This is a genomic window from Bradyrhizobium sp. USDA3010 (assembly GCF_056429065.1).
The window spans coordinates 141,259-166,613 of record NZ_JBWJZD010000017.1 but is presented as its reverse complement, the minus strand read 5'-3'; the positions used below and the strand labels follow the sequence as shown (position 1 = coordinate 166,613).

The following is a 25,355-nucleotide window of genomic DNA, read 5'->3' as shown; positions in this document are numbered from 1 at the left end:
TGGAACAACGGACGGGGCGCCGCGCTGAGGTTCGGGCTTCGATGCCCTGGGATGAAGCGGTCTCCCGTCCGTCACCGCGCCGGCCATTCTAGCCGATCCGGCGATTCGAGACTTACAAGGATGACGGCGAACCATGACTTCACCCGATCTCCCCGCCGAACTGCGCGCCGCCCTCAACGCCAGGCTCGAAGGCCGCTCGCGCAGCGACGCCGCCGGCCGCGCCGTCGTGATCTCGCAGACCTATCGCGAGGGCGGCGGCTCCGGGACGATCCGGACCGAAACCGATGCGCTGGCCTACGCGCTGGCGCGGATGCCGGCGACCTATGCCGCCGTGGTGGCGAGCCTCAATGCGCTGACGGAGATCCGGCCGGACTTCGCGCCGGCGAGCCTGCTCGATGTCGGCGCCGGCCCCGGGACCGCGACCTGGGCGGCCGCGGAGACGTTCACGTCGCTAAAGGGCTTCACCCTGCTCGATGCCAACGGCGCGTTGCGAACGCTCGCCGAGGGGCTGTTTCACGGCACCACACGCCTGCACGACATCAACTATGAACTCGGCCAGGCTCGCGCCCTGCTGGACAAGGCCGACCCGGCCGATCTCGTCGTCGCCAGCTACATGATCGGCGAGCTCGGCGAAAACGAGCGCTCGGCACTGGCCGATGCGCTGTGGTCCAAAACCGGCGATACGTTATTGGTCGTCGAACCCGGCACGCCCGCGGGCTATGCGCGGATCATCGCATTGCGCGCCCGCCTGATCGCCGCCGGCGCGCATGTCATAGCCCCCTGCCCGCATGACGGCGGCTGCCCGCTGGTCGCGCCCGACTGGTGCCATTTCTCGCAGCGCCTGCAACGCTCGCGCGCGCACAAGCAGGTCAAGGGCGCCGATGCCCCGTTCGAGGACGAGCGCTTCGCCTATGTCGCGCTGAGCCGCGCGCGGGTTGAGAGAAGGCCATCGCGCGTGCTGGCGCAGCCGGATGTCGGCAAGGTCGAGGTTGCGGCCAAGCTCTGTACGCCGGACGGCGTCGTCGTCGCCAAGGTGCCCCGCCGCGCCAAGGCCGATTACGCCCGCGCCCGGCGCTGGCGCTGGGGCGATGCGGTTTAGCTATTTGCGTCGTCCCGGCGAATGTTGAACCAATCTTGGTTCTGTTCCGACCAACGATTGCCCACCTTTTCGCGGCGGGCTGCCCTGCGCCCCCATCTTGGGCTACGGTGCCGCCGTCTCGTCCATCAGGAGCTGCCCTGTCATGTCGACCAGCTGGATCGTTATCGGCGTCATCGTCCTTCTCATGCTGTTTGCGTTCGGCGCCTACAATCGCCTCGTCGCGCTCGGCCAGCGGGTCAGCCAGGCCTTTGCCGATATCGATGTGCAGCTCAAGCAGCGCCACGACCTGATCCCGAACCTGGTCGAGACCGTGAAGGGCTATGCCGCCCACGAGCGCGGCACGCTCGACGACGTCATCAAGGCGCGCAACTCGGCGATCTCGGCGCAGGGACCGGCGCAGGTCTCGGCGGCGGAAAACCAGCTTTCCGGCGCGCTCGGCCGGCTGATCGCGCTGTCCGAGGCCTATCCGGACCTCAAGGCCAACGCCAATTTCCAGCAGCTCGCCTCCGAGCTTTCCGATCTCGAGAACAAGATCGCCGCCAGCCGCCGCTTCTTCAACAACGCGGTCCAGGAATACAACACCGGCATCCAGCAGATGCCGGCCGCACTGTTCGCCGGCATGTTCGGCTTCACCCGCAAGGATTTCTTCGACCTCGGCGCCGGCCGCACGGAGGTCGAGGCGGCACCGAGCGTGAAGTTCTGAGGCGCAACGCGCGCCGGCGAGAGGCTGCTCCGTCATGGCCGCCTATGGTCTCTACACGCACATCGCATCGAACAAGTTTCGTTCGATGCTGTTGCTCGCCGGCCTGTTCCTGCTGATCTACGTGCTGGTCTATGCCGGCGCGCTGGTCGCGGAGGTCATGACCGATAGCGGCCGCACGGCCGATTATTATCTGGCTCATGCCTCGCGCGATCTGGTCTCGGCCTTCCCATGGGTGACGATCGCGGCGGTGGCCTGGATCGTGATCGCCTATTTCTTCCACCAGAAGATGATCGACGCCGTTACCGGCGGCGAAAGCGTGACGCGCCAGCAGCAGCCGCGGCTCTACAATCTGCTGGAAAACCTCTGCATCTCGCGCGGCATCCCGATGCCGAAGCTGAAGGTGATGGACAGCCCGGCGCTGAACGCGTTCGCGACCGGGCTGAACCCGCGGCAATACGCCGTCACGGTCACCACGGGCTTGTTGAGGGCACTGAACGACCAAGAGATCGAGGCCGTGCTCGGCCACGAGCTCACCCACATCAAGAACGGCGACGTGCAGCTGATGGTGGTCGCCGTGATCATCGCCGGCGTGGTCGGCTTCTTCGGCGAGCTGTTCTTCCGCCTGTTCACAAATCTGTCGTGGAGCGGCGGCAGCCGCAGCGGAGGCGGCTGGTCGTCGTCGTCATCCTCCTCATCGTCATCATCCTCGTCGGACCGCGACAGCAAGGGCTCGGGCGGCGGCGCGATCGTCGTCATCATCATCGCGGTCGCGCTGATCGTGCTGGCCTGGCTGCTGTCGCAGGTGGTCAAGCTCGCGCTGTCGCGATCGCGCGAATTCCTCGCCGATGCCGGCTCGGTCGAATTGACCAAGAATCCCGATGCGATGATCTCGGCGCTGCGCAAGATCGAGAACCGCGGCGAGTTGCCGGGCGCCACCTCGGCGGTGATGGAACTCTGCGTCGACAATCCGCGCGAGGGTTTTGCCGACCTGTTTGCCACCCATCCGTCGGTGAAGTCCCGGGTCGATGCCCTGGTGAAATACGCCGGCGGCCACGATCCCGGACCGTTGGCGCTGCCGGATGAGACATCGGACGCGACGGGAACGCAGGACCAGCCGTCCGCGGCGGGCGACCAGCCTCCGCCTGTCACCCACGGCCCGTGGGGCGACACGCCGCCTGCACAACCGAACAATCCGCCGCCGCTCCCGGGCACCAGCCCCGCACAGGGACCATTGGGACCGCTGGGTCCTCTGCAAGGCCCGCTTCAAGGCCCGCTTCAAGGCCCCTGGGGCCGGCACCGCTGATCGTGCCCTAGACCACTCAGTCCATTAAGGAAATCCCCACCAAGCCGGTCATGGGCACCTTAAGGAATTGAATTCTCCCTCGTTTCTGCCATGTTCGCGCCCAAAGCAGTGTGGGGACTTGCCGATCGCCATCGCGGTCGGGAGCGCGCTTTAAGGGACTTCCATGGCAAAGCCGGTTGTGATCGTGGTGGGCGCTGACAAGGGCGGGGTCGGCAAGACCACCGTCTCGCGGACGCTCCTGGACTATTTCAGTGCCAACAATGTGCAGACCCGGGCGTTCGACACCGAGTCACCGCGCGGCACGCTGAAGCGCTTCCATCCCGACATCACCGAGATCGTCGACATGACGACGACCGCGGACCAGATGAAGATCTTCGATACGCTGAACGCCGGTTCCTCGGTCACCGTGATCGACGTCCGCGCCGGCCTGCTGTCGCCCGCGCTGGCCTCGCTGCGCGACATCGGCTTCCTCGATGCGGCGCGCTCCGGCCAGATCACCTTCGCCGTGTTCCACATCCTCGGCCCGTCGATCGCCTCGCTGGACGAGATCGCCGAGACCGCCAACTTCATGAACGGCGCGAAGTACTTCCTGGTGAAGAACTTCATCAACGACACCCAGTTCTTCCAATGGGATCAGGCGACCTACAATTCCTACTTCCACCGCATCAAGGATGCCGTGGACCTCACCATCCCGAAGCTCAACGAAATGGCCTACGAGCAGGTCGAGGTCTCCTCGGTTCCTTTCCTGAAATTCGTCGCTAACAAGGGCATCAACGACGACGCCGCCAACTACTCCTTCGTGCTGCGCGGCTATGTCCGGCACTGGCTCGCCAATGTCTGGAGCGAGTTCGACCGGATCAAGCTGACCGACCTGGTCGGCGCCAAGTCGGCCAAGGGCGAAAAATAGTCGCGCGCAAAGGCAGCGAAAAGTCCCGCCGGGCAGCGAAAGGTCGCGCCCGGGGGCAGCGAAAAAAATCGCGCCGGGGGGCGGCGATGGGGCTGGATTGGGCGAAAATTTGGCCTGATATAGCGGGCGATGTCGTCCACGCCCGTTTACATCATCTGCTCGCCCCGCCCGCAGGTCGGCAAGACGCTGATCGCGCGGCTGCTCGGCGAATTCCTGCTGCTCAAGAACGGCGACGTCGTCTGCTACGACATCAATCTGAAGGAGCCGTCGCTGCTCGACTATCTGCCGCGGATCACCGAAACCGCCGACGTGATCGACACCTACGGCAAGATGCAGCTGATGGACCGCGTCATCGTCAATGACGGCATCGCCAAGGTGATCGACCTCGGCTACCACGCCTTCGACGAATTCTTCAAAATGGTCGACCAGATCGGGCTGATGAAGGAGGCGCTGCGCCGCCGCGTCTCGCCTGTGATCCTGTATGTGGCGGATACCGACCGCGCCTCGGTGCACGGCTACCAGACGCTGCAGGGCATGATCCCGCCGAACGCGCTCGTCGTCATCGACAACGAGTTCGTGGTGCGCGGCGAGCTCCCGCCCATCATGACCGCCAGCCGGGTGCTGCGCTTCCGCGCCCTGCCGGTATTCCTCAAGACCTATATCGACCGGCTGACCTTCTCCTTCACCGGCTATCTGCGCCAGGAGAGGGACTCATCGACCGAGCTGCATCAGTGGATCCGGAAGAACTACACCACGTTCCGCGATCTCGAGCTGAGCATGCTGCTGCTGCGGGGATGACTGTCGTCCCGGCCAAGCCAACGGGTCGCGCGAACGCGCGCCCGATGACGGGCTTCGCGCGAGCCGGGACCCCTAACGCGATGACGCGCGGCTGTGGCCCCGGCGCAGCGTCATAACGATACCCTGTGGTTGTGGGTCCCTGCTTTCGCAGGGACGACGAGTTGGAGAGAGTGGCCTAATGCCCCTCGAACGCCATCAGCGTGCGCACCGGAACGTCCATCGCGCGCAGCTTGGCGGCGCCGCCGAGGTCGGGCAGGTCGATGATGAAGCAGGCGGCGACCACATTGGCGCCGATCTGCCGCAGCAGCTTCACCGCGCCCTCCGCGGTGCCGCCGGTCGCAATCAGATCGTCGACCAGGATCACGCGCTCGCCGGGCTGCACGGCGTCGGCATGCATCTCCATCTCGTCGATGCCGTATTCCAGCGAGTAGGCGATCCGCACCGTGGTGTGCGGCAGCTTGCCCTTCTTGCGGATCGGCACGAAGCCGGCGGAGAGCTGATGCGCCACCGCGCCGCCAAGGATGAAGCCGCGCGCCTCGATGCCCGCGACCTTGTCGACCTTCGCCCCCGCCCAGGGATGCACCAGCTCATCGACCGCGCGGCGGAAGGCGCGGGCATCGGCGAGCAGCGTCGTGATGTCGCGGAACAGGATGCCCTTCTTCGGGTAGTCCGTGATGGTGCGAACGGTCGCCTTGATGTCGTGGTCGAAGGTCATTGGTCTCTCGCCTTTTTCCGCATCGTCATTGCGAGGAGCGCAAGCGACGAAGCAATCCACCTCTCCGCGGAGGGGGTGTGGATTGCTTCGCTGCGCTCGCAATGACGGTCCAAATCAATTTGCCCCCGGGTTAAGCCGGAATGCATTCTCGACAATGCGCAGGCCCACCTCGTTGCCGAGCGACATCAGCGATTCCGGATGGAATTGCACGCCGCCGACCGGCAGGGTCTTGTGCTCGATCACCATCGCGACGCCGTCTTCGGTGGTCGCGGTCACCGCCAGCACCTCGGGCACGCTGTCGCGCTCGACATAGAGCGAGTGATAGCGGCCGATCACGATCTCATTCGGCAGGTTGTGCATCAGCCTGCCGCCGCGCACCTGGACGCGCGACGGCCGGCCATGCGCGGGCTGGCCGAGCTGGCCGAGCTGGCCGCCGAAATATTCGCCGATCGCCTGCACGCCGAGGCAGACGCCGAAAATCGGCAGCTTCTTCTCGAGCGCGGTGTCGATGGTTTTCGCGATGCCGAAATCCTCCGGGCGACCCGGCCCGGGCGACAGCACCAGCAAGTCCCATCCGCGCTGCTTCAGCATGTCCTGGGCATGGATGTGCCGGACCACGGTGACGTTGGCGCCGACCTGGCGGAAGTAATCGGCCAGCATGTGTACAAAACTGTCGTCGTGATCGATCAAGAGCACGTTCTTGCCCGAGCCGGTGGCGTCAGGCGCGAAATCCGACAGCGGCTTCGGCGGATCGCCGCGCAGCGCCTGGAACAACGCCGCGGCCTTGACCTGGCATTCGCGGTCCTCGGCGGCCGGATCCGAGTCGAATAGACAGGTGGCGCCGACGCGCACCTCGGCGAGACCGTCCTTCATGCGGATGGTGCGGATGGTGAGGCCGGTGTTGATGCTGCCGTCGAAATTGACGCAGCCGATCGCGCCGGCGTACCAGCGCCGCGGCGACCGCTCATGATCCTCGACGAACTGCATCGCCCACAATTTCGGCGCGCCGGTCACCGTCACGGCCCAGGCATGGGTGAGGAAGGCGTCGAGCGAATCGAAGCCCGGCCGCAGCATGCCCTCGACGTGATCGACGGTATGAAACAGCTTTGAGTAGGTCTCGATCTGCCGCCGCGCCAGCACCTTGATGGTGCCGGGAACGCAGACGCGCGCCTTGTCGTTGCGGTCGACGTCGGTGCACATGTTGAGCTCGAACTCGTCCTTCTCCGAGTTCAACAGCTTGCGGATCTGCTCGGCATCGCCGATCGAGTCCGAGCCGCGCGCGATGGTGCCCGAGATCGGGCAGGTCTCGACCCGGCGGCCGTCGGAGCGCACGAACATCTCGGGCGACGCGGAGACCAGGAATTCGCCGTCGCCGAGATTCATCAGCGCGCCATAGGGCGACGGATTGATGCGGCAGAGCCGCTGGAACACCTCCGCCGGCGAACGCTCGCAGGGCTCGGCAAACAGCTGCCCTGGTACTGCCTCGAACAGATCACCGCGGGCGAACGCCGCGCGCGCCACTTCAACGGTCGCCTGGTATTCGCCCGGGGCGTGATCGGCAAAGCCCTGCCGCCCGGTCTTGGCGTAAACGCTCGGCGCGGTCTCGTGCGACTGGCCGGCGGTCGATTTGCCCTTCCAGGAGAACTCGTAATTCAGCGCCACGCCGCGGCCGGTGGCGCGGTCATAGGCCAACAGGCGGTCCGGCACGTAAAGCACGATGTCGCGCTGGTCGGCCTCGCGGGCACGCTTCTGCACGAGATCCTCGATCTGGAACACGAGATCATAGGCGAAGGCGCCGAACAGGCCGAGCAGCGGATCGGCATTGGAGGTGAACGCCGCCACCATGTCGCGTACCAGCGACATCACGCTGGCGCGGCGGGTGCGCTGGTCTTCCTCGACCGGCGCGGCGCCGCGGATGATATGACCGGCGAGCCGCGTTGCACTGCGCTCCGTGATCACGACGCAGGGCTCGCGCAGCACGTCGCCGAGGAAGGCGATCAGCACCTCGCCGCGCGGGTTCAGTGCCTGCAACGAGAAATCGGTGCCCGAGGTCTCCAGCACCAGCGGCGGATCGGCAAAGCCGAGGTCAAAGCTCTCATAGCGGCCCGGCACTGTCGTGCCCGAGGACAGCACCACGCCGCGGCGGCGGTCCAAGAGCGCGATCAGGTCGTCGAGGCGATTGGCGCCACCGGTGAACTGCTCGACCACGCGCGCGACCGCGAGGCCGCCATTGGTGAGGTATTCGCTTCGAGCCGGCAGGGAGAAGACTGTCCTGTTCATGTGATCCTCTTACGAAACTTGGGAAGAGAGCGCCACACAGGACAAACGAAGGGACCGTCGCACTGCGATGGCGACCTTCGACGTTTTTGAGAAATGAAAACGCACCGGCCACCTATGAGAAGGTGGGCCACCAACGACGGGATGGACTGGCAACGGTGCTCATGGCCGCTACTCACCACCCGGCGCGGGCCGTGTCAAGGGATGGCCCGACACCCCTCCCCCAATCCTGGACGCCCGCGTGGACGGCATTTTCGGGGTTTGAAGGGACCGGAAACCGCGTAGGATTTGACGAAATGGCGGCCGGTCGGCCGCCCAAAAAACAGACAGATGATGGAGGCGCAGATGGCGATTTTGGGTCTCGGATATGCCGGCTTCGGCTCCGACGCGCTCGACGACTGGCGGCAGTTCGGCACCGGCCTGGTCGGGCTGCAAGCGATCGAGCGCGGCAACGCGCTGCTCGCCTTCCGGATGGACGACCGCAAGCAGCGCATCGTGATCGACCGCGCGCAGGGCGACGGGACAAGGTTCTTCGGCTGGGAGGTGGCGGATGCCGCGGCGCTGGACGCGCTGGCGGCGCGGCTGGAGCGCGCCGGCGTCGCCGTGACCGCCGAGCCGCCGGCGCTCGCAGATAGCAGGCGGGTCCGCGGCCTGATCTCGTTCCAGGACCCGGCCGGCAACCGTCTGGAGGCGTTTCATGGCCCCGAGATCGACGACACGCCGTTCCGGCCGGGACGATCCATTTCCGGCTTTCGCACCGGCGCGCTCGGGCTCGGCCACGCGGTGCTGACCGTCGAGAACATCGCACCCGTCATGAGCTTCTATGTCGACGTGCTCGGCTTCGGCCTCAGCGACTACATCGAAAAACCGTTCCGCGCCTATTTCTTCCACGTCAATGCGCGCCATCACTCGCTCGCGCTGATCGAGACCGGCAGCAACGGCATGCACCATCTGATGGTCGAGCTGTTCTCGCTCGACGATGTCGGCCAAGCCTACGACATCGCGATGAAGGAAGACCGGGTCAACGTCACGCTCGGCCGCCACACCAACGATCTGATGACATCGTTCTACGCCAAGTCGCCGTCAGCCTTCATGGTCGAGTGCGGCTGGGGCGGCCGCGAGATCGATCCCGCGAACTGGACGCCGTTCGAGATGCATGACGGCCCGAGCCTGTGGGGCCACGAGCGCGTCTGGCTATCGCCGGAGGACCGCGCCGTCGCGCGCGAGATGCGGATGCGCGCTGCCTCGGAAGGCAAGCGCGCCCCGGTGCAGGTGCTGGAAGGCAATTTCAAGCTGATGTCGGGGACCTGCCCGTGGTGGGATGGGGTGAAGGCGGAGAACTAGTTCTCCATCGTCCCTGCGAAAGCAGGGACCCATAACCACAGGGCGTGGTTATTGGCGAGATGACTACCAGCGTGCCCATTGCCGCGGCCGCAGCGTATAGGTCCCGGCCCTCGCCGGGACGACGGATGGTGATCGCGAACGCCGCTTACCCCAGATGCTTCCTGAAGAAGTCCGTCGCCCGGTCCCAGGCCAGTTCCGCACACTGGCGGTCGTGCACCGACAGGCGCTGCTCGTTGCCGAAACCGTGCTCGGCGTCATAGCGGTACAGCTCCAGCGATTTGCCGGCGGCCCTCATCGCCTTCTCAAAACCATCGACCAGTGCCGGCGTGCACCAGTCGTCCTTGGTGGCGAAATGGCCCTGGAGTGGAATTCTCACGTCGGCCGGCTTGGCCGCCTGCTCCGGCGGAATGCCGTAGAACACCACGCCGGCGGTCAGCTCCGGGATCTTGGTAGCGCCGATGATGGTCACCGCGCCGCCGAGGCAGAAGCCGGTCAGGCCGACCTTGGCGCCGTTCTTGCCAAGATATTGCGCGGCGCCGCGCACCGTCTGCGTGGTGGCGTCCATGAAGTCGAGCGAGTTCATCTCTTTGCCGGCCGCGTCGGTGTCGTGATACGGCACCACCTTGCCCTTGTAGAGATCGGGCGCCAGCGCATCGAAACCGGCCCGCGCGAAGCGGTCGCACATTCCCTTGATCTGGTCCTGCAGCCCCCACCATTCCTGGATCACGACGACCCCGGGCGCGTTGCCGCGCGCGGCGTTGGCGAGATAGCCCGACGCTTCCTTGCCGTCCGGACGCTTGAAGTTGATGCTGGTACCCATGGAGTTCCTCCGCAATGTTTGCCGGCCGATTGGCCGGCATTTTGTCCGCACTACAGCCAGGAAGCAATCAATTAGCCGTCATTGCGGGCCAACGGCTCGCAATGACGGGAGCAAACAAAAAAGCCCCCGAAGGGGCTTTTTCAAACGCGCGATACCATACCTGAGGTCAGTGAGCGTCGGCCCAGACCTTGCGCTTGGTGAAGTACATCAAGATCGCGAACACGACCAGGAAGAAGAACACCTGCATGCCGATCCGCTTGCGCTCTTCCATGTGCGGCTCGGCGGCCCACATCAGGAAGGTGGTGACGTCATGCGCATACTGCGCAACCGTCGCCGGCGAACCATCGTCGAAGGTCACCTGACCGTCGGACAGCGGCTTCGGCATCTTGATGGCGTGGCCGGGGAAGTACTTGTTGTAGTACGAGCCTTCCGGAATCGTGACACCGGCCGGCGCCTTGTCCTCAAAACCCTGCAGGATGGCGTCGACGTAGTCGGGTCCCTGCTCCTGATAGGTGGTGAAGAAGTCGATCACGAATTGCGGGAAGCCGCGCTTGTAGGACCGCGCCTTGGTGATCAGCGAGAGGTCCGGCGGCGCCGCGCCGCCATTGGCCGCGCGCGCGGCCTGCTCATTCGGGAACGGCGACGGGAAGTAATCCGCCGGGCGGCCCGGACGCTCGAACATCTCGCCCTGGTCGTTTGGGCCATCCTTGATCTTGTACTCGGACGCGAACGCAGCCGCCTGCGCCTCGGAATAGCCGGGGCCGCCGGCATCGGCGAGGTTGCGGAACGCGACGTAGGACAGGCCGTGGCAAGCCGAGCAGACTTCCTTGTAGACCTTCAGGCCACGCTGCAGCGAGCCGCGGTCATAGGTGCCGAACCAACCCGAAAAGGACCATTTCTGGGCCGGCGGCGCATTGCCACCCTCCTCCGCCTTGGCGTTCTGGGTGCCGCCGACGAGCAGGCTGCCAGCCACCACCATCGCGAGCATCACCGAGGCTGCGGTCGCGGCCCTGCCCTTGCTCTTCGCCAGCACGTCGTCGGCGATCGAGTTCGGCACCGGGCGCGGCGTCTCGATGCGGGCGAGCAGCGGCAGCACGATCAGGAAGTAGGCGAAGTAGCACACCGTCAGGATGCGCCCGGCGATTACATAGATGCCTTCCGGCGGCTGCGAGCCGAGATAGCCGAGCAGGATGCAGACCACCACGAAGATCCAGAAGAACTGCTTGGCCAGCGGACGATACTTCGACGACCGGGTCCGTGCGCTGTCGAGCCAGGGCAGGAAGCACAGGATGATGATCGCCGAGAACATCGCCACGACGCCGGCGAGCTTGTTCGGGATCGAGCGCAGGATCGCGTAGAACGGCAGATAGTACCATTCAGGCACGATGTGCGCCGGGGTCACGCCGGGATTCGCCGGGATGTAGTTGTCGGCGTCGCCGAGGTAGTTCGGCATGTAGAAGATGAACCAGGCGAAGAAGATCAGGAAGCACGACACGCCGAACGCGTCCTTGATCGTCGCATAGGGCGTGAACGGCACGGTGTCCTTCTCGGTCTTCGCTTCGACGCCGGCCGGGTTGTTCTGACCCGCGACATGCAGCGCCCAGACGTGCAGCACGACCACGCCGGCGATCACGAACGGCAGCAGATAGTGCAGCGAGAAGAAGCGGTTCAGCGTCGGGTTGCCGACCGAATAGCCGCCCCACAGCAGGGTCACGATGCTCTCGCCGAAATACGGCACGGCCGAGAACAAATTGGTGATGACGGTGGCGCCCCAGAAGCTCATCTGACCCCACGGCAGCACATAGCCCATGAAGCCGGTCGCCATCATCAGGAGGTAGATGATGACGCCGAGGATCCACAGCACCTCGCGCGGCTCCTTGAACGACCCGTAATACATGCCGCGGAACATGTGGATGTAGACCGCGAAGAAGAACATCGACGCGCCGCAGGCATGCATGTTGCGCAGCAGCCAGCCGTAGTTGACGTCGCGGACGATCAGTTCGACCGACTTGAAGGCGAGATCGGCGTGCGGCGTGTAGTGCATCGCCAGGATCACGCCGGTCAGGATCTGCAGCGCCAGCATCATCGAAAGGATGGCGCCGAAAGTCCACCAGTAGTTCAGGTTGCGCGGCGTCGGATAGGCCACGAACGAGGAGTGGACGAGGCCGAAGATCGGAAGGCGCCGTTCGATCCACTTCAAGGCGGGGTTGCTCGGTTGAAAATCAGATGGTCCGCTCATTGATGCGATCCTGAAGAAGAAAAACGACGCGATGGGTCCAAGGGGAAGCCGAAGTCCCGGAGGGTCCGGGACTTAGCCGATCTGGATTTTGGTGTCGGAAAGGAAGGCGTAGGGCGGCACCGCCAGGTTGGCGGGCGCCGGCCCCTGGCGAATACGACCGGAGGAGTCGTACTGCGAGCCGTGGCAGGGGCAGAAGAAGCCGTCGTAATTGCCCTCATGGGCGATCGGGATACAGCCGAGATGCGTGCAGATGCCGATCACGACCAGCCACTGGTCATGGCCTGCCTTGACGCGGGCCGAGTCGGGCTGCGGATCGGGCAGGCTCGAGAGCGCCACGCTCTGGGCTTCCTGGATCTGCTTCTTGGTGCGATGGCTGATGTAGATCGGCTTGCCGCGCCAGAAGACCTTGATGTCCTGGCCCTCGGCGATCGGCGTCAGATCGACCTGGATCGGCGCGCCGGCCGCGATCGTCGCGGCATCCGGGTTCATCTGGGCAACCAGCGGCCAAACGGTCGCGGCTGCGCCGACGACGGCGGCAGCTCCGGTTGCAACAAAGAGAAAATCACGGCGTGTCGGATGGTCCGCCGAAGACGCTGTCGTCACGATTCCTAGCCCTTTCTTTTCTGCAGCCGGTGGAACCGCCCCGGAGACGCAGAACGCGCCCCAAGAAAGGCTGCCGGCGCCCGCGGCCCCCGCGGCGGCAGAAAACTGCTATTCCCCACCCCAAATGGCGGAACAGCAGTCCAGAATCGTTCTATTGGCACCCTTGCCGGACGAGCGCAAGCCCGCTATCGGCTCGCACACGTGCAATGCACGAAATCCGCGCCGAGCGATGTTTTATTGAGACAATTTCATCCGGATTTCACAGGCCGCCCGCACCATGCAGATCGCGCTGTTCCAGCCCGACATCCCCCAGAATACAGGGACGATTCTGCGCCTCTGCGCCTGCCTGGACGTGGCAGCCCATATCATCGAACCGGCAGGGTTCGACACCTCGGACCGGAATTTCCGCAGGGCGGGTATGGACTATCTCGACCATGTGCGGTTGAAGCGTCACGACTCATGGTCGAAATTCGAGGAATGGCGGTCCGAGGCCGGATGCCGGCTGGTCCTGTTCACGACCAAGGCGGCGAAATCCTACCTTGATTTCGCGTATATGGCCTCCGATGTCCTGCTCTTCGGGCGCGAAACGGCAGGGGTGACCGAGGCGGTCGTGGCCGCCGCGGATGCGCGGCTGCTGATTCCGATCAAGCCGTCCCTGCGCTCGCTCAATGTGGCGGTCACCGCGGCCATGGCAGTCGGAGAAGCGCTGCGGCAGACGAATTCAGGACTTGCCGGTTCAGGAACTGCCGGTTCGGTAACTTAAGGGATTTTTGGTGAGCTACGCAGTCAAGGAGATCTTTCTCACCCTGCAGGGCGAAGGCGCCCATGCGGGCCGAGCCTCCGTGTTCTGCCGCTTCGCCGGCTGCAATCTCTGGAGCGGCCGCGAGCAGGACCGCGCCGCCGCAGTCTGCCGGTTCTGCGACACCGATTTCGTCGGCACGGACGGCACCCTCGGCGGCCGCTATGCGGACGCGGCCGAGCTTGCCGGCACCATTGCCGCGCAATGGACCGGGGGCGAAGCCGACCGCTACGTGGTGCTGACCGGTGGCGAACCGCTGCTGCAGGTCGACACGGCGCTGATCGCGGCCCTGCACGGCCACGGCTTTGCGATCGCGATCGAGACCAACGGCACCATCGCGCCGCCCGACGGGCTCGATTGGATCTGCGTCAGCCCCAAGGCCGCATCCGAGCTCGTGGTGCGCAAGGGGCACGAACTCAAGCTGGTCTATCCGCAGCCGGAAAACGCGCCGGAAGACTTCGCCGGACTCGCCTTCGAGCGCTTCTCGCTGCAGCCGATGGACGGCCCCGACGTGATCGAGAATACCGAGCGGGCGATCGCATACTGCCTGAAGCACCCGCAATGGCGCCTCAGCGTGCAGACGCACAAGACGCTCGGCATTAGATGACTGGAGCGTTTTCGAGCGAAGTGGAAGCCGGTTCGCGTCAAGAAAACGCGACCAAACAAAAGATAAGACCATGATCCGATTCAATCGGATCATGCTCTGAGACAGAACTGGATTGTTGAACGAGATGTGGGAATTGACGAAAGCGTTTCGGTTCGAGGCTGCGCATGCGCTATCCGGAACGACCTTTGGCACCGCCAGCGAGGAGATCCACGGTCACTCGTTTCGAGCCGAGGTTACCGTCCGCGGCACACCCGATCCGAAAACCGGGATGGTGGTCGATCTCGGCCTGCTCGAACGCGCCATGGCCGAGGTGCAGAAGACGCTCGACCACAAGTTCCTCAACAAGATCGAGGCGATCGGCGTGCCGACGTTGGAGAATCTCTCACGCTTCATCTGGGAGCGACTGCAACACGCGGGCAAGCTGACCCGCGTCAGCGTCCATCGCGACAGCTGCAACGAGAGCTGCACCTATTTCGGCCCGCAAGGTTAGCCATGCTGCCAACAGACCCCGCCATCATCGAGGACCGCAAGGCGCGTGCACGCGGCTGGTTCGAGGCGCTGCGCAACGACATCTGCGCGGCCTTCGAGAAGCTCGAGGACGATGCCCCCGCAGCGCTCTATCCCGGCAATGCCGGCCGGTTCGTGCGCACCCCCTGGGATCGCACCGACCATACCGGCAAGCCCGGCGGCGGCGGCGTGATGTCGATCATGAAGGGCCGGCTGTTCGAGAAGGTCGGCGTGCACTGCTCGACCGTGCATGGCGAGTTCGCTCCCGAATTCCGCGCCCAGATTCCCGGCGCCGCCGATGATCCGAGGTTCTGGGCCTCCGGCATTTCGCTGATCGCGCATTTGCGCAATCCGAACGTACCCGCCGTGCACATGAACACCCGCTTCGTCGTCACCACCAAGGCCTGGTTCGGCGGCGGCGCCGATTTGACGCCGGTGCTGAACCGGCGGCGCACCCAGGACGACCCCGATACGGTCGCCTTCCATGCCGCGATGAAAGAGGCCTGCAGCGGTCCGAACGGCGTCGCCGACTACGACAAGTACAGGAAATGGTGCGACGACTATTTCTATCTGCCACACCGCAAGGAAGCCCGCGGCATCGGCGGCATCTTCTATGACTGGCACGACAGCGGCGACTGGGAGGCCGATCTCGCCTTCACCCAGGACGTCGGGCGCAGCTTCCTGAAGATCTATCCTGACCTGGTGCGACGCAATTTCAAGGCCGCCTGGAGCGCGGAGGATCGCGATGAGCAGCTGATCCGCCGCGGGCGCTATGTCGAGTTCAACCTGCTCTATGATCGCGGCACCATCTTCGGCCTGAAGACCGGCGGCAATGTCGATTCGATCCTGTCGTCGCTGCCGCCGGAGGTGAAATGGCCGTAATGAACCTGCCGCGCGCGATGCTGATCGACATGGATGACACCATCCTGTCGGCCTATGGACGCCCCGAGATCGCCTGGAACACGATCGCCACCGAATTCGCCGCGGAGCTGGCGCCCCTGCCCCCGGATCAGGTCGCAACCGCGCTGCTGGCTTCTGCACGGCAATTCTGGTCGACCGCCGAGCCGATCTGGCGGATCAAGCTCGGCGAGGCGCGGCGGCTCACCGTGAAGGGCGGCTTCGCTCAGCTTGCGGCGGCCGGCCACCGTGCGCTGCCGGACGATCTCGCGCACCGCATCGCCGATCGCTTCACCGCCTATCGCGAGGAGGAGATGTTCGTCTTCCCTGGCGCGCATCAAGCGATCGATGCGTTCAAGGCGCTCGGCATCAAGCTCGCACTGGTCACCAACGGCGCCGCCGACATGCAGCGCGCCAAGGTCGAGCGCTTCGCGCTCGGCCATCGCTTCGATCACATCCAGATCGAGGGCGAGCACGGTTTCGGCAAGCCCGAGGAGCGCGCCTATCTGCACGCGATGCAGGCACTCGGTGTCTCCGCATCTGATACCTGGATGATCGGCGACAATCTGGAGTGGGAAGTCGTGGCGCCGCAGCGGCTTGGCATCTACGCGATCTGGATGGACGTGCACGGTGTCGGGCTGCCGCCGGGATCGACGATCAAGCCCGACCGCATCATCCGCTCGCTGACCGAACTGGTTCCGGCCGCGCGCAAATAACGGAGCTTCTGTTTTCACAGCAAAATCCACCGCGCAGAACGTCGGCCGTGATCGGACTGTCATCACCGGCCGCTAGCTTGCCGTCCGCGTCATCCAGCGCGGAGGGAAAATCATGGAACTGAAACCAGGCGATGTCGTCATGCTGAAATCCGGCGGCCATCCGATCACGGTGGTCGAGGTCGACGAGGACAAGGTCCAGTGCCTGTGGATGGGAACGGACGGCGATCTGTTTCGCGAAACCCTGCCGCTCGTCGCACTCGAATCGGCCGAGATCGATCCGGAAGACGACGACGAAGAGGATGACGGGGACGACGAGGAAGAAGAGGACGACGAGGACGGCGACCGCAAGAAGAAGCGCAAGGCTGCGTAAGATTTCCCTGGCGATGCTGCCCGGCAAGCCGCCGGCGGCATCCCCCTCGCCTCCCGTCAGAGCGCGCGCAGCGCGCTCGAGATCATCACCGCCCCGCCGGTGATCACCGCGGCGTCGAGGATCGCGGTGTGGACATGCACCGGCATCCGCGCGACAAAGGCCTTGGCCAGGAACGCGCCAGGAATGGCGACCAGACCGATCAGCAAGGCAAGCGCCAGCACCTGCGCGGTGATGACGCCGGTCAGCCCGAACACCGAAATCTTGACCGCGGCGCTGGTGAGTGAAATCACCGCGTCGGTCGCGACCACGGCCGCGCCTTCGAGCCCCGCCGCCATCAACAGCGACAGCAGGATGACGCCGGAGCCCGCGGTGCCGCCGACCACGACGCCATAGCCGACGGCGCCTGCCGCAAGTCCCCGCTCGCCGATCCTGACGCTATGCTTGCGCAACAGCCGACGCAGCGGCACGCTCAGGATCAGCATGCTCCCGATCACCAGCGAAGCGCCGGCGCTGCTGAGCCGTGTGTAACCGTAAGCGCCGAGCGCTGTGGAGAGCAGCGCGGCCGCGATCACGATGATCGCCTTGCGGCGATCGGCAAATCTGACAAAGGCGACGAAACGGCTCGAATTGGTGAAGATCGACGAGATCGCGATGATCGGCACGACCGGCTCGGCGCCGACCATCGGCACCAGTACCAGCGGCATCAACGCGCCGGTGCCGTACCCGGCGAGGCCTCCGATCACGGAAGCAAACAGGGCAACGGCTGCGACGAGCAGAATTTGCAGGAGCGAGATGTCTGCGAAGCCGGAGAGGAAATTCAAAGCCGATGGTCGCGGGTGAAGCGGGAAACGGTCTGGTCGGCGATGCCAGACAACACCTGCGGATCCAGCGGGAAATCCGCGGCTAGCCAGGCATCCTCGGCCAAGGTCAGGACATGCCCCAATGCCGGTCCCTCGGCAATCCCGCGCGCGATGAAATCCGACGCCCTCAAGGGAAAGTGAGGCGCGCGCCAGCGTTGCGGCAGCGTGGCGAGCGCGCGCCACTGATCGACGTCGCGGTCCGCGCCGGTTCGCGCCCAGGCGAGCAGCAGCCGGTCGCGATACGGCTCCTCGTCGAGCCGGTAGAGCCTGCGCTTGGCACGCGCCTCGTCCATGCCGGGCAGGCGCCACCAGCGATGGCCCATCGAATCGAGCGCCTTGGCCTCGGCGTTGGAGAGCCGCAGCCGGCTTGCGATGCGCCGCGCGTCCTCGGTCACGGCGACCGTCAGGGCGGCGAGCCTGCGCGTCGCGCTCGGCGCGAGCCCCATCAACCCTTCGATCTCAATCATCGCCGCGAACGGCCCGGTATAGGCGACGCCGCCGAACAGCGGCAGCAGCAATCCGCCATCGCCCATCGCGACCACCGCGCCGGCGGCGCCGTTCGCGACCACGAGCTTGAGCATCTCCATGCGGATGCGCTCGGCCGAGAGGCCGGCAATCCCGGCGCGCCCGCTGATACAGGCGAGATAGCCGGCGCGATCGACCTCGCCTGCGCCATAGGCGGCGTGGAAGCGGAAAAAGCGCAGGATGCGCAAGTAATCCTCGGCAATCCGCTGCGCGGGATCACCGATGAAGCGCACTCGCCTTGCTTCGATGTCGGCGAGGCCGCCGACGTGATCGTGCACGACGCCGGAGGCGTCGACCGACAGGCCGTTGATGGTGAAGTCGCGCCGCTCGGCGTCGCGCACCCAGTCGCGCCCGAACGCCACCTTGGCCTTGCGGCCATAGGTCTCGGTGTCCTCGCGCAGCGTCGTCACCTCGAAGGGATGGCCGTCCACGACCAGGGTCACCGTGCCGTGCTCGATCCCGGTCGGCACGCTCTTGATGGCTGCCCGCTTGGCGCGGCGGATCACCTCCTCCGGCACTGCCGTGGTGGCGATGTCGATGTCGGCGAGCGGAATCCGCATCAGCGCGTTGCGCACGGCGCCGCCGATCACCCGCGCTTCCTCGCCGTCGGCATTGAGCAGGCCGAGCACGCGCGCCGCAGGCCCCGAAGCGAGCCATGGCGCGTCGGACAACAGGCGCACCTCGCTCATCTCTCAGCTCCCGGCACCAGCCTGCCGTTCTCGATATGGGCGGGAACGTAGGTCGAGTTCGGCGGCGCGCCGGTCAATTCGGCGAGCAGCACGAAGCTCACGATGACCAGCACCAGCGCCGCCAGCGTCAGCTTCGCGATCATGTCGAGCGGCCAGGATGCCGGCAGCGTCACGCCGGACCGCGTCGCGATGAGGAAGATGGCATAGACCGCGAAAGGGATCAGGAAGATTCCGACCTCGGTCAACACCGTGCGGATCATGACAGGTAGATCCGCTCATACAGCACCCGCAGGATGCCCGCGGTCGCGCCCCAGATGTAGCGCTCGGCGAACGGCATCGCGTAGTAGGACCGGTCCATGCCGCGGAATTCCTTGGTGTGTATCTGATGGTTCTCGGGGTTCATCAGGAAAGCGAGCGGCACCTCGAACGCATCGACGACCTCGGCCTCGTTGATCTCTAAGGTAAATCCCGGCTTCACCCTGGCGACCGTCGGCAGGATGCGGAAGCCGAACGCGGTGCCATAGAGGTCGAGATAGCCGACAGGGTCGATGAATTCCCGCTTCAGCCCGACTTCTTCGCAGGCTTCGCGCAGCGCTGCATCGAGCGGCGAGGCGTCGGTGGCGTCGATCTTGCCGCCGGGAAACGAGATCTGACCGGCGTGGCTCGACAGATTGGGCGAACGCTGCGTCAACAGCACGGTCGGCTCGGGATGATCGACCACCGGGATCAGTACCGCCGCCGGCCGCACCGGCTGCTCCTGTGCCACGATCTCGAGCATGCGATCGTTGCCGGAATCTCCGGTGCGCGGAATGATATTCGGATCGACCAGACCCGGCGGCACTTCGAAATCGAGCCGCGTGCGGGCTCGCGCGAAGAATTCCGTCGAGCTGATCGTCGCCGGCTTCACCTTCAGCAACGGCTCGTTCAAAGTGCGCCCCTCACCTGGCTGGCATCGGCCATCGCGAAAAATTCGCCGCCGGACTCGATGCCGAACATCTCCCGACCATCGACCATCCGCTCCTCGCCCATGTCAACCAGATCGTAGTAGAGCGCGCGGGTGACCTTCGCCCACAGGTCGGCGCGGACATGCAGATAGGGCGTCAATCCGCCATCCTCGGCAGCCTCGAATCTGAGGCTGTGGCCCTTCTCGCAATCGACCCAGTCGTCGACATTGGTGCGGAACCGGAGCAAACGGCCGCGCGCGTCTTCCTCCGTCTGCATTTCCACCGCAAGGAACGGCGCGTCGTCGACGCGGATGCCGACCTTCTCCACCGGTGTCACGAGAAAGTGCTTGCCGTCCTCGCGCTTCAGGATCGTGGAGAACAGCCGCACCAGCGCGGGGCGTCCGATCGGCGTTCCCATGTAGAACCAGGTGCCGTCGGGCGCGATTCGCATGTCGAGATCGCCGCAGAACGGCGGATTCCATAGATGAACCGGCGGCAGGCCCTTGCGTCCGGCCGGAGCCGATGCCGCGGCTTGATTGGCGGCGGTGGTCAGCCCTTCGAGGCCCTTGCCTCCGAGGGCCTTCGTTTCGAGCCCCGTAGTTTCACTGCCGGAATCGCTCTGCCCTTGCTTCGCCATTGTTTGCCCTGAAGTTTCCAACCCTCAATCTGGCACATTTGGTGCACGTATCCTGAGATGTGGTCGGGATGTCATTCTCGCCACATCGTGATGCCGTTCATACCCTGAAATACCGATAAGGTGGGGATAGTTTAATTCAACGAATACATGGCCTTCGCATAGGTTTAGCATGCGGTCCATGTGGTGACGATGCGAGAATCGAGCGCATCGTCAAGAAGGAGCGGATCGAATGGCCGGTGCAGACAGCGTCGAAAAACTGGAAGATGTGATCGTCCGCTCGGCCGAGCAGGTCGCGGGCCAGATCAAGGCTGCCAAGGAAGCGGTCGCCACGGTCATCTTCGGCCAGGACCAGGTGATCGAGAACACCCTGGTGACGATCCTGTCCGGCGGCCACGCGCTGCTGATCGGCGTGCCCGGCCTCGCCAAGACCAAGCTGGTCGAGACACTCGGCGTCACGCTCGGGCTCGACGCCAAGCGCATCCAGTTCACGCCCGACCTGATGCCGTCGGACATTCTCGGCGCCGAAGTGCTCGACGAGAGCTCGGCTGGCAAGCGTTCGTTCCGCTTCATCTCGGGTCCGGTGTTCGCGCAGCTCCTGATGGCCGACGAGATCAATCGCGCCAGCCCGCGCACCCAGTCGGCGCTGCTGCAAGCCATGCAGGAGCAGCACATCACCATTGCCGGCGCGCGGCACGATCTGCCGAAGCCGTTCCACGTGCTCGCGACGCAGAACCCGCTCGAGCAGGAAGGCACCTATCCGCTGCCCGAGGCGCAGCTCGACCGCTTCCTGATGGAAATCGACGTCGACTATCCCGATCGCGACGCCGAGCGGCGCATCCTGTTCGAAACCACCGGTGCCGATGAGACGCTCGCCAAGGCGTCGATGGACGCCGAGACGCTGATCACGGCGCAACGCCTGGTGCGCCGCCTGCCGGTCGGCGATTCCGTGGTCGAGGCGATCCTGACGCTGGTGCGCGCCGCGCGCCCCGGCACCGAGGGCGGCGAGGCCGGCAAGCTGATCGCGTGGGGACCCGGTCCCCGCGCCAGCCAGTCGCTGATGCTCGCGGTCCGCGCCCGCGCGCTGCTTGACGGAAGGCTCGCACCGTCGATCGACGACGTGCTCGATCTCGCCGAGCCCGTGCTCAAGCATCGCATGGCACTGACCTTCTCGGCGCGCGCCGAGGGTCGCACCATTCCTGACGTGATCAAGCAGTTGAAGACGCGGATCGGTTGATGGCGGCAGACAACAGGCACCGGAACGAGGAGATCCTGGCGGTTCGACGTGCCGATGGCGAAAGCCGAACGCTCGCCGCATCGCTGCCGCGTCTTGTGCTTGAGGCCCGCCGCGTCGCCGCCAACGTCATCCATGGCCTGCACGGCCGCCGCCGCGCCGGCTCGGGCGAGAATTTCTGGCAATATCGCCGCTTCGTCTCCGGCGAGCCGTCGCAGCGCGTCGACTGGCGCCGCTCGGCACGCGATGACCATCTCTATGTCCGCGAGCAGGAGTGGGAGGCCGCGCACACGGTGTGGATCTGGCCCGACCGCTCGCCTTCGATGGCCTTTGCCTCGCGCGAAGCCCGCGACAGCAAGCTGGAGCGCGGACTGATCGTCGCCTTCGCGCTTGCCGAGCTGCTCGTTGCGGGCGGAGAACGCGTCGGCATTCCCGGCCTGCTGAACCCGACCGCAAGCCTCAACGTGATCGACAAGATGGCGGAAGCGATGTTGCACGACGAGACGACGCGCGCGAGCCTGCCGCCGTCCTTCGCGCCGTCGTCGCTGGCCGAAATCGTCGTGCTGTCGGATTTCTGGTCGCCGATCGCGGAGATCACGGCGATGCTGGGCGGGCTTTCCTCCTCCGGCGCGCACGGCACCATGATCCAGGTCGTCGATCCCGCCGAAGAGACCTTCCCTTATTCGGGCCGCGTCGAGTTCGTCGAGCCGGAGGCCGGCAGCGTCATCACCGCGGGTCGCGCCGAGAGCTGGGCGAGCGACTATGTCGCGCGCGTCGCGCTGCATCGCGATCAGATCCGTGCCGAGACCAACCGGCTCGACTGGCTGTTCTCGACCCACACCACCAGCCGCTCCGCGGCCGAACTGCTGCTGTTCCTGCATGCCGGCATGATGGTGAACAAGGGCGGCGGCCGCTCAACCGTCAAGGCGGGACGCAGCGCATGATCGCAGGCCTCCCGCTCTCCTTCGCCGAACCATTGCTGCTATTGGGGCTCGTCAGCCTGCCGGTGCTGTGGTGGCTGTTGCGCGTGATGCCGCCGCGGCCGCGCCGGATCGAATTCCCGCCGACGCGGCTGTTGTTCGACATCGCGCCCAAGGAGGAGACGCCGTCGCGCACGCCGTGGTGGCTGACGCTGCTGCGGCTCGCCGCCGCCGCGCTGGTCATTTTCGCCGCTGCCGGACCGATCTGGAATCCGCAGACCGGCGTTGCCGCCGGCAAGCAGCCGCTGGTGATCCTGCTCGACGACGGCTGGAGCGCGGCCTCGAGCTGGGATGCGCGGATCAAGGCCGCGGACGAGCTGGTCACCAATGCCGACAGCGACCGCCGCGGCGTCGCGCTGGTGCCGCTGTCCGAGCCGACGCGGGACATCACGCTGATGCCGGCCGGCGCCGCGCGCGTCGCGCTGCGCCAGCTTGCGCCAAAACCCTACTCGATCGATCGCGTTGAAACCCTGGCGACGCTGGACCGTTTCCTCAAATCGACCGGCGACTGCGACATCGCCTGGCTGTCCGACGGCGTCGACACCGGCCGCGGCAGCGAATTCACCGAAGGTCTCGGCAAGGTGATCGAGAGCCGCAATCTGACGATCTATTCGGGCGGCGCGCAGTCCGCGCAGGCGCTGGTCGCGGCCGAGAACGCCGCCGCCAAGATGACCGTGAAGGTGCTACGCACCGAGAGCGGCATCGCGGCTGGTACGGTGCGCGCGGTCGACGCCAAGGGCTCGCCGATCGGCGAGGCCCGCTACGCATTCGGCCCGCAGGAGCGCGAGACCGAAGCCGCCTTCGATCTTCCGGTCGAACTGCGCAACGACATCGCGCGGCTCGAAATCTCCGGCGAGCATTCGGCCGGCGCCGTGCAGCTGCTCGACCGGCGCTGGCGCCGCCGCGCCATCGGCGTGGTCTCGGGCGCGAGCAACGACACCGCCCAGCCGCTGCTGGCCTCGACCTTCTATCTCTCCCGCGCGCTGTCGCCCTTCGCCGACGTCAGGCTCGGCGATCGCGGCGCGCCGCAGCAGGTGATCGGGCAATTCCTCGACCAGCGGCTGCCGATGATCGTGATGGCCGATGTCGGCACGCTGTCGCCGGAGATCCGCGACCGGCTCAATGCCTGGATCGAGCAAGGCGGCGTGCTGGTGCGCTTCGCAGGCCCTCGCCTCGCCCAGGCCGATGACGACCTGGTTCCCGTCAAGCTGCGCCGCGGCGGACGCACGCTCGGCGGCAGCCTGACCTGGGAGAAGCCGCAACACATGGCCTCGTTCGCCGCCGACGGCCCGTTCACTGGCCTCACCGTGCCGAAGGACATCACCGTCAGTCGCCAGGTGCTGGCCGAGCCCGACGCCGTGCTCGCGACCAAGAGCTGGGCCTCGCTGGAAGACGGCACGCCGCTCGTCACCGGCGAGCATCGCGGCAAAGGCGTGGTCAGCCTGTTCCATGTCGGCGCCGACATGCGCTGGTCCGATCTGCCGATGTCCGGCACCTTCGTCGAGATGCTGCGCCGGCTGATCGACATGTCCGGCTACACCTCGAAGCCCGGCCCCGGCGTCGCCAGCGACCCCAACGCCGAGACGGTGGCGCCGCTGCGCACGCTGGACGGCTTCGGCGCCTTCGGCCCGCCGCCTTCGACCGCCAAGCCGATGTCGGCGGACTATCGCGACCGCGGCACTGCTGACCATCCGCCCGGCTTCTACGGCACCGCCGAGAGCCCGATCGCGGTCAACACGCTCGCCTCCGCCGACCGTATTGCGCCGCTCGACACCTCCGGCCTGCGCGCGAAGCATGCGACCTACACCAATACCGAGCCGCGTGACCTGCGCGGCATCATGCTGTCGACGGCGCTGGCGCTGTTCCTGCTCGATGCGATCGTGGTGGCGATGCTCGGCGGCGGCCTTGCCGCGCTGATCCGGCGCCGCGCCGCGCCGGCGGTGCTTGCCTTGGCCTTCGTCCTTGCCGCCACGATGGTGCCGTCACCGACGCGCGCCCAGAACGCCAGCAGCGACGACTTCGCCATCAAGGCGGTGTCGCAGACGCGGCTGGCCTATGTCGTCACCGGCAATGCCGACGTCGATTCCATCGTCAAGGCCGGGATGTCCGGACTGACGCTGTTCCTTGGGCAGCGCACCGCGCTGGAAGCCGGCGATCCCGTCGGCATCGATCCCGCGCGCGACGAGCTGGCATTCTTTCCGCTGATCTATTGGCCGATCGTGCCGGGCGCGCCGAAGCCGGCGCAGGACGCCATCAACAAGATCGACGCCTACATGAAGCAGGGCGGCACCGTGATCTTCGACACCCGCGACGCTGTCGAGGCGCCGCCGGGCGACAATGGCGCGTCGCAGACGCCGGGCATGCAGACGCTGCGCGAATTGCTGTCGACCCTCGACGTGCCCGAGCTCGAGCCAGTGCCGCGCGAGCACGTGCTGACCAAGACGTTCTATCTGCTGCGCGACTTCCCCGGCCGCTTCAACACGGGCCAGACCTGGGTCGAGGCGCTGCCGCGCGAGGACGACGAGGAGGCCGCGCAGCGCCCGGCACGCGGCGGCGACGGCGTCTCGCCGATCATCATCACGTCGAACGACCTCGCCGGCGCCTGGGCGATCCGTCCCGACGGGCAGCCGATGCTGCCGCTGACGCCGGGCGAGCCGCGCCAGCGCGAATTCGCCTTCCGCGCCGGCGTCAACATCGTGATGTACACGCTGACCGGCAACTACAAGGCCGATCAGGTGCACGCGCCTGCCTTGATCGAGCGGCTGGGACAATGAGCATGATCCGG

25 protein-coding genes are annotated in these 25,355 nt (G+C 65.8%); 15 read left to right on the top strand and 10 right to left on the bottom strand.

The genetic code is table 11. From position 1 onward, the window contains the following. Positions 1 to 133 precede the first annotated feature (133 nt). The 5 genes from AC066Y_RS24785 (at position 134) to AC066Y_RS24765 (ending at position 4,810) form a co-directional block, all read left to right on the top strand. Positions 134 to 1,099 (top strand): small ribosomal subunit Rsm22 family protein, encoded by a 966-nt coding sequence (locus AC066Y_RS24785; protein WP_478276147.1) that lies wholly within the window; start codon positions 134 to 136, stop codon positions 1,097 to 1,099. 142 nt (positions 1,100 to 1,241) lie between these two features. Continuing rightward, on the top strand, positions 1,242 to 1,802 hold the full coding sequence (locus AC066Y_RS24780; RefSeq protein WP_478276146.1) for a LemA family protein: 561 nt from the start codon (positions 1,242 to 1,244) through the stop codon (positions 1,800 to 1,802). A gap of 34 nt (positions 1,803 to 1,836) precedes the next feature. After that, positions 1,837 to 3,105, top strand: a complete 1,269-nt coding sequence (locus AC066Y_RS24775) for a M48 family metallopeptidase (RefSeq protein ID WP_478276145.1) — start codon at positions 1,837 to 1,839, stop codon at positions 3,103 to 3,105. A gap of 163 nt (positions 3,106 to 3,268) precedes the next feature. Further along, the gene (locus AC066Y_RS24770) at positions 3,269 to 4,012 is read left to right on the top strand and encodes a P-loop NTPase family protein (RefSeq protein WP_212315557.1); all 744 of its coding nucleotides are present in this window, start codon (positions 3,269 to 3,271) and stop codon (positions 4,010 to 4,012) included. Positions 4,013 to 4,141: 129 nt separating this feature from the next. Next, positions 4,142 to 4,810: a P-loop NTPase family protein gene (locus tag AC066Y_RS24765; protein WP_478276144.1), complete on the top strand. Its 669-nt coding sequence runs from the start codon at positions 4,142 to 4,144 to the stop codon at positions 4,808 to 4,810. A gap of 175 nt (positions 4,811 to 4,985) precedes the next feature. Here AC066Y_RS24765 and AC066Y_RS24760 read toward each other — a convergent pair whose 3' ends face one another. Further along, positions 4,986 to 5,525 carry an adenine phosphoribosyltransferase gene (locus tag AC066Y_RS24760; protein ID WP_092124551.1) on the bottom strand — a complete coding sequence of 180 codons (540 nt, stop codon included), beginning with the start codon at positions 5,523 to 5,525 and terminating at the stop codon, positions 4,986 to 4,988. A gap of 114 nt (positions 5,526 to 5,639) precedes the next feature. Beyond that, positions 5,640 to 7,805: an anthranilate synthase component I gene (locus AC066Y_RS24755; protein ID WP_478276143.1), complete on the bottom strand. Its 2,166-nt coding sequence runs from the start codon at positions 7,803 to 7,805 to the stop codon at positions 5,640 to 5,642. A 342-nt stretch (positions 7,806 to 8,147) separates the two neighbouring features. Between AC066Y_RS24755 and AC066Y_RS24750 the strand changes: the two genes are divergently transcribed. Continuing rightward, positions 8,148 to 9,146: a VOC family protein gene (locus AC066Y_RS24750; RefSeq protein ID WP_478276142.1), complete on the top strand. Its 999-nt coding sequence runs from the start codon at positions 8,148 to 8,150 to the stop codon at positions 9,144 to 9,146. 145 nt (positions 9,147 to 9,291) lie between these two features. On the opposite strand, the gene AC066Y_RS24745 is transcribed toward AC066Y_RS24750, so the two are convergent. From AC066Y_RS24745 to petA, 3 genes are all read right to left on the bottom strand, one after another. Beyond that, positions 9,292 to 9,966, bottom strand: coding sequence for a dienelactone hydrolase family protein (locus tag AC066Y_RS24745; protein WP_092126885.1), 675 nt, complete (start codon positions 9,964 to 9,966; stop codon positions 9,292 to 9,294). A 166-nt stretch (positions 9,967 to 10,132) separates the two neighbouring features. Then, entirely contained in the window at positions 10,133 to 12,205 is a 2,073-nt protein-coding gene (locus AC066Y_RS24740; RefSeq protein WP_478276141.1) for a cytochrome c1, read from the bottom strand. Positions 12,206 to 12,277: 72 nt separating this feature from the next. Then, positions 12,278 to 12,808, bottom strand: coding sequence for a ubiquinol-cytochrome c reductase iron-sulfur subunit (petA, locus tag AC066Y_RS24735; RefSeq protein ID WP_478276140.1), 531 nt, complete (start codon positions 12,806 to 12,808; stop codon positions 12,278 to 12,280). 277 nt (positions 12,809 to 13,085) lie between these two features. Between petA and AC066Y_RS24730 the strand changes: the two genes are divergently transcribed. From AC066Y_RS24730 to AC066Y_RS24705, 6 genes are all read left to right on the top strand, one after another. Continuing rightward, positions 13,086 to 13,571, top strand: coding sequence for a tRNA (cytidine(34)-2'-O)-methyltransferase (locus tag AC066Y_RS24730; protein WP_478276139.1), 486 nt, complete (start codon positions 13,086 to 13,088; stop codon positions 13,569 to 13,571). Positions 13,572 to 13,581: 10 nt separating this feature from the next. After that, on the top strand, positions 13,582 to 14,214 hold the full coding sequence (queE, locus tag AC066Y_RS24725) for a 7-carboxy-7-deazaguanine synthase (protein ID WP_478276138.1): 633 nt from the start codon (positions 13,582 to 13,584) through the stop codon (positions 14,212 to 14,214). 124 nt (positions 14,215 to 14,338) lie between these two features. Continuing rightward, a complete protein-coding gene (locus AC066Y_RS24720) occupies positions 14,339 to 14,704 on the top strand; it encodes a 6-pyruvoyl trahydropterin synthase family protein (RefSeq protein ID WP_092126881.1) in 366 nt (121 codons plus the stop codon). A 2-nt stretch (positions 14,705 to 14,706) separates the two neighbouring features. Next, the gene (gene hemF / locus AC066Y_RS24715) at positions 14,707 to 15,603 is read left to right on the top strand and encodes an oxygen-dependent coproporphyrinogen oxidase (protein WP_478276137.1); all 897 of its coding nucleotides are present in this window, start codon (positions 14,707 to 14,709) and stop codon (positions 15,601 to 15,603) included. Beyond that, complete coding sequence (locus AC066Y_RS24710) at positions 15,594 to 16,334, top strand: HAD family hydrolase (protein ID WP_478276136.1); 741 nt, start codon at positions 15,594 to 15,596, stop codon at positions 16,332 to 16,334. Before hemF ends, AC066Y_RS24710 begins: the two co-directional genes overlap by 10 nt. A gap of 112 nt (positions 16,335 to 16,446) precedes the next feature. After that, positions 16,447 to 16,704: a YodC family protein gene (locus AC066Y_RS24705; RefSeq protein ID WP_478276135.1), complete on the top strand. Its 258-nt coding sequence runs from the start codon at positions 16,447 to 16,449 to the stop codon at positions 16,702 to 16,704. A gap of 56 nt (positions 16,705 to 16,760) precedes the next feature. On the opposite strand, the gene AC066Y_RS24700 is transcribed toward AC066Y_RS24705, so the two are convergent. Genes AC066Y_RS24700 through AC066Y_RS24680 form a run of 5 tightly spaced genes read right to left on the bottom strand, consistent with a single transcriptional unit; the run spans position 16,761 to position 20,359 of the window. Next, positions 16,761 to 17,525 (bottom strand): TSUP family transporter, encoded by a 765-nt coding sequence (locus AC066Y_RS24700; protein WP_478276134.1) that lies wholly within the window; start codon positions 17,523 to 17,525, stop codon positions 16,761 to 16,763. Beyond that, positions 17,522 to 18,778, bottom strand: coding sequence for a CCA tRNA nucleotidyltransferase (locus AC066Y_RS24695; protein WP_478276133.1), 1,257 nt, complete (start codon positions 18,776 to 18,778; stop codon positions 17,522 to 17,524). Before AC066Y_RS24695 ends, AC066Y_RS24700 begins: the two co-directional genes overlap by 4 nt. Continuing rightward, positions 18,775 to 19,038 carry a DUF6111 family protein gene (locus AC066Y_RS24690; protein WP_478276132.1) on the bottom strand — a complete coding sequence of 88 codons (264 nt, stop codon included), beginning with the start codon at positions 19,036 to 19,038 and terminating at the stop codon, positions 18,775 to 18,777. The genes AC066Y_RS24695 and AC066Y_RS24690 overlap by 4 nt, the downstream gene beginning before the upstream one ends. Further along, positions 19,035 to 19,670 (bottom strand): CoA pyrophosphatase, encoded by a 636-nt coding sequence (locus AC066Y_RS24685; RefSeq protein WP_456763037.1) that lies wholly within the window; start codon positions 19,668 to 19,670, stop codon positions 19,035 to 19,037. The genes AC066Y_RS24690 and AC066Y_RS24685 overlap by 4 nt, the downstream gene beginning before the upstream one ends. 32 nt (positions 19,671 to 19,702) lie before the next feature. Continuing rightward, the gene (locus AC066Y_RS24680) at positions 19,703 to 20,359 is read right to left on the bottom strand and encodes a DUF1285 domain-containing protein (protein WP_478276131.1); all 657 of its coding nucleotides are present in this window, start codon (positions 20,357 to 20,359) and stop codon (positions 19,703 to 19,705) included. Between the two features lie 229 nt (positions 20,360 to 20,588). On the opposite strand from AC066Y_RS24680, the gene AC066Y_RS24675 reads away from it, so the two are divergent. Genes AC066Y_RS24675 through AC066Y_RS24665 form a run of 3 tightly spaced genes read left to right on the top strand, consistent with a single transcriptional unit; the run spans position 20,589 to position 25,344 of the window. Beyond that, positions 20,589 to 21,593: an AAA family ATPase gene (locus AC066Y_RS24675; protein WP_176533166.1), complete on the top strand. Its 1,005-nt coding sequence runs from the start codon at positions 20,589 to 20,591 to the stop codon at positions 21,591 to 21,593. Beyond that, the gene (locus AC066Y_RS24670; RefSeq protein ID WP_478276130.1) at positions 21,593 to 22,534 is read left to right on the top strand and encodes a DUF58 domain-containing protein; all 942 of its coding nucleotides are present in this window, start codon (positions 21,593 to 21,595) and stop codon (positions 22,532 to 22,534) included. Before AC066Y_RS24675 ends, AC066Y_RS24670 begins: the two co-directional genes overlap by 1 nt. Next, positions 22,534 to 25,344: a DUF4159 domain-containing protein gene (locus AC066Y_RS24665; protein ID WP_478276156.1), complete on the top strand. Its 2,811-nt coding sequence runs from the start codon at positions 22,534 to 22,536 to the stop codon at positions 25,342 to 25,344. The genes AC066Y_RS24670 and AC066Y_RS24665 overlap by 1 nt, the downstream gene beginning before the upstream one ends. Positions 25,345 to 25,355: the final 11 nt, after the last annotated feature.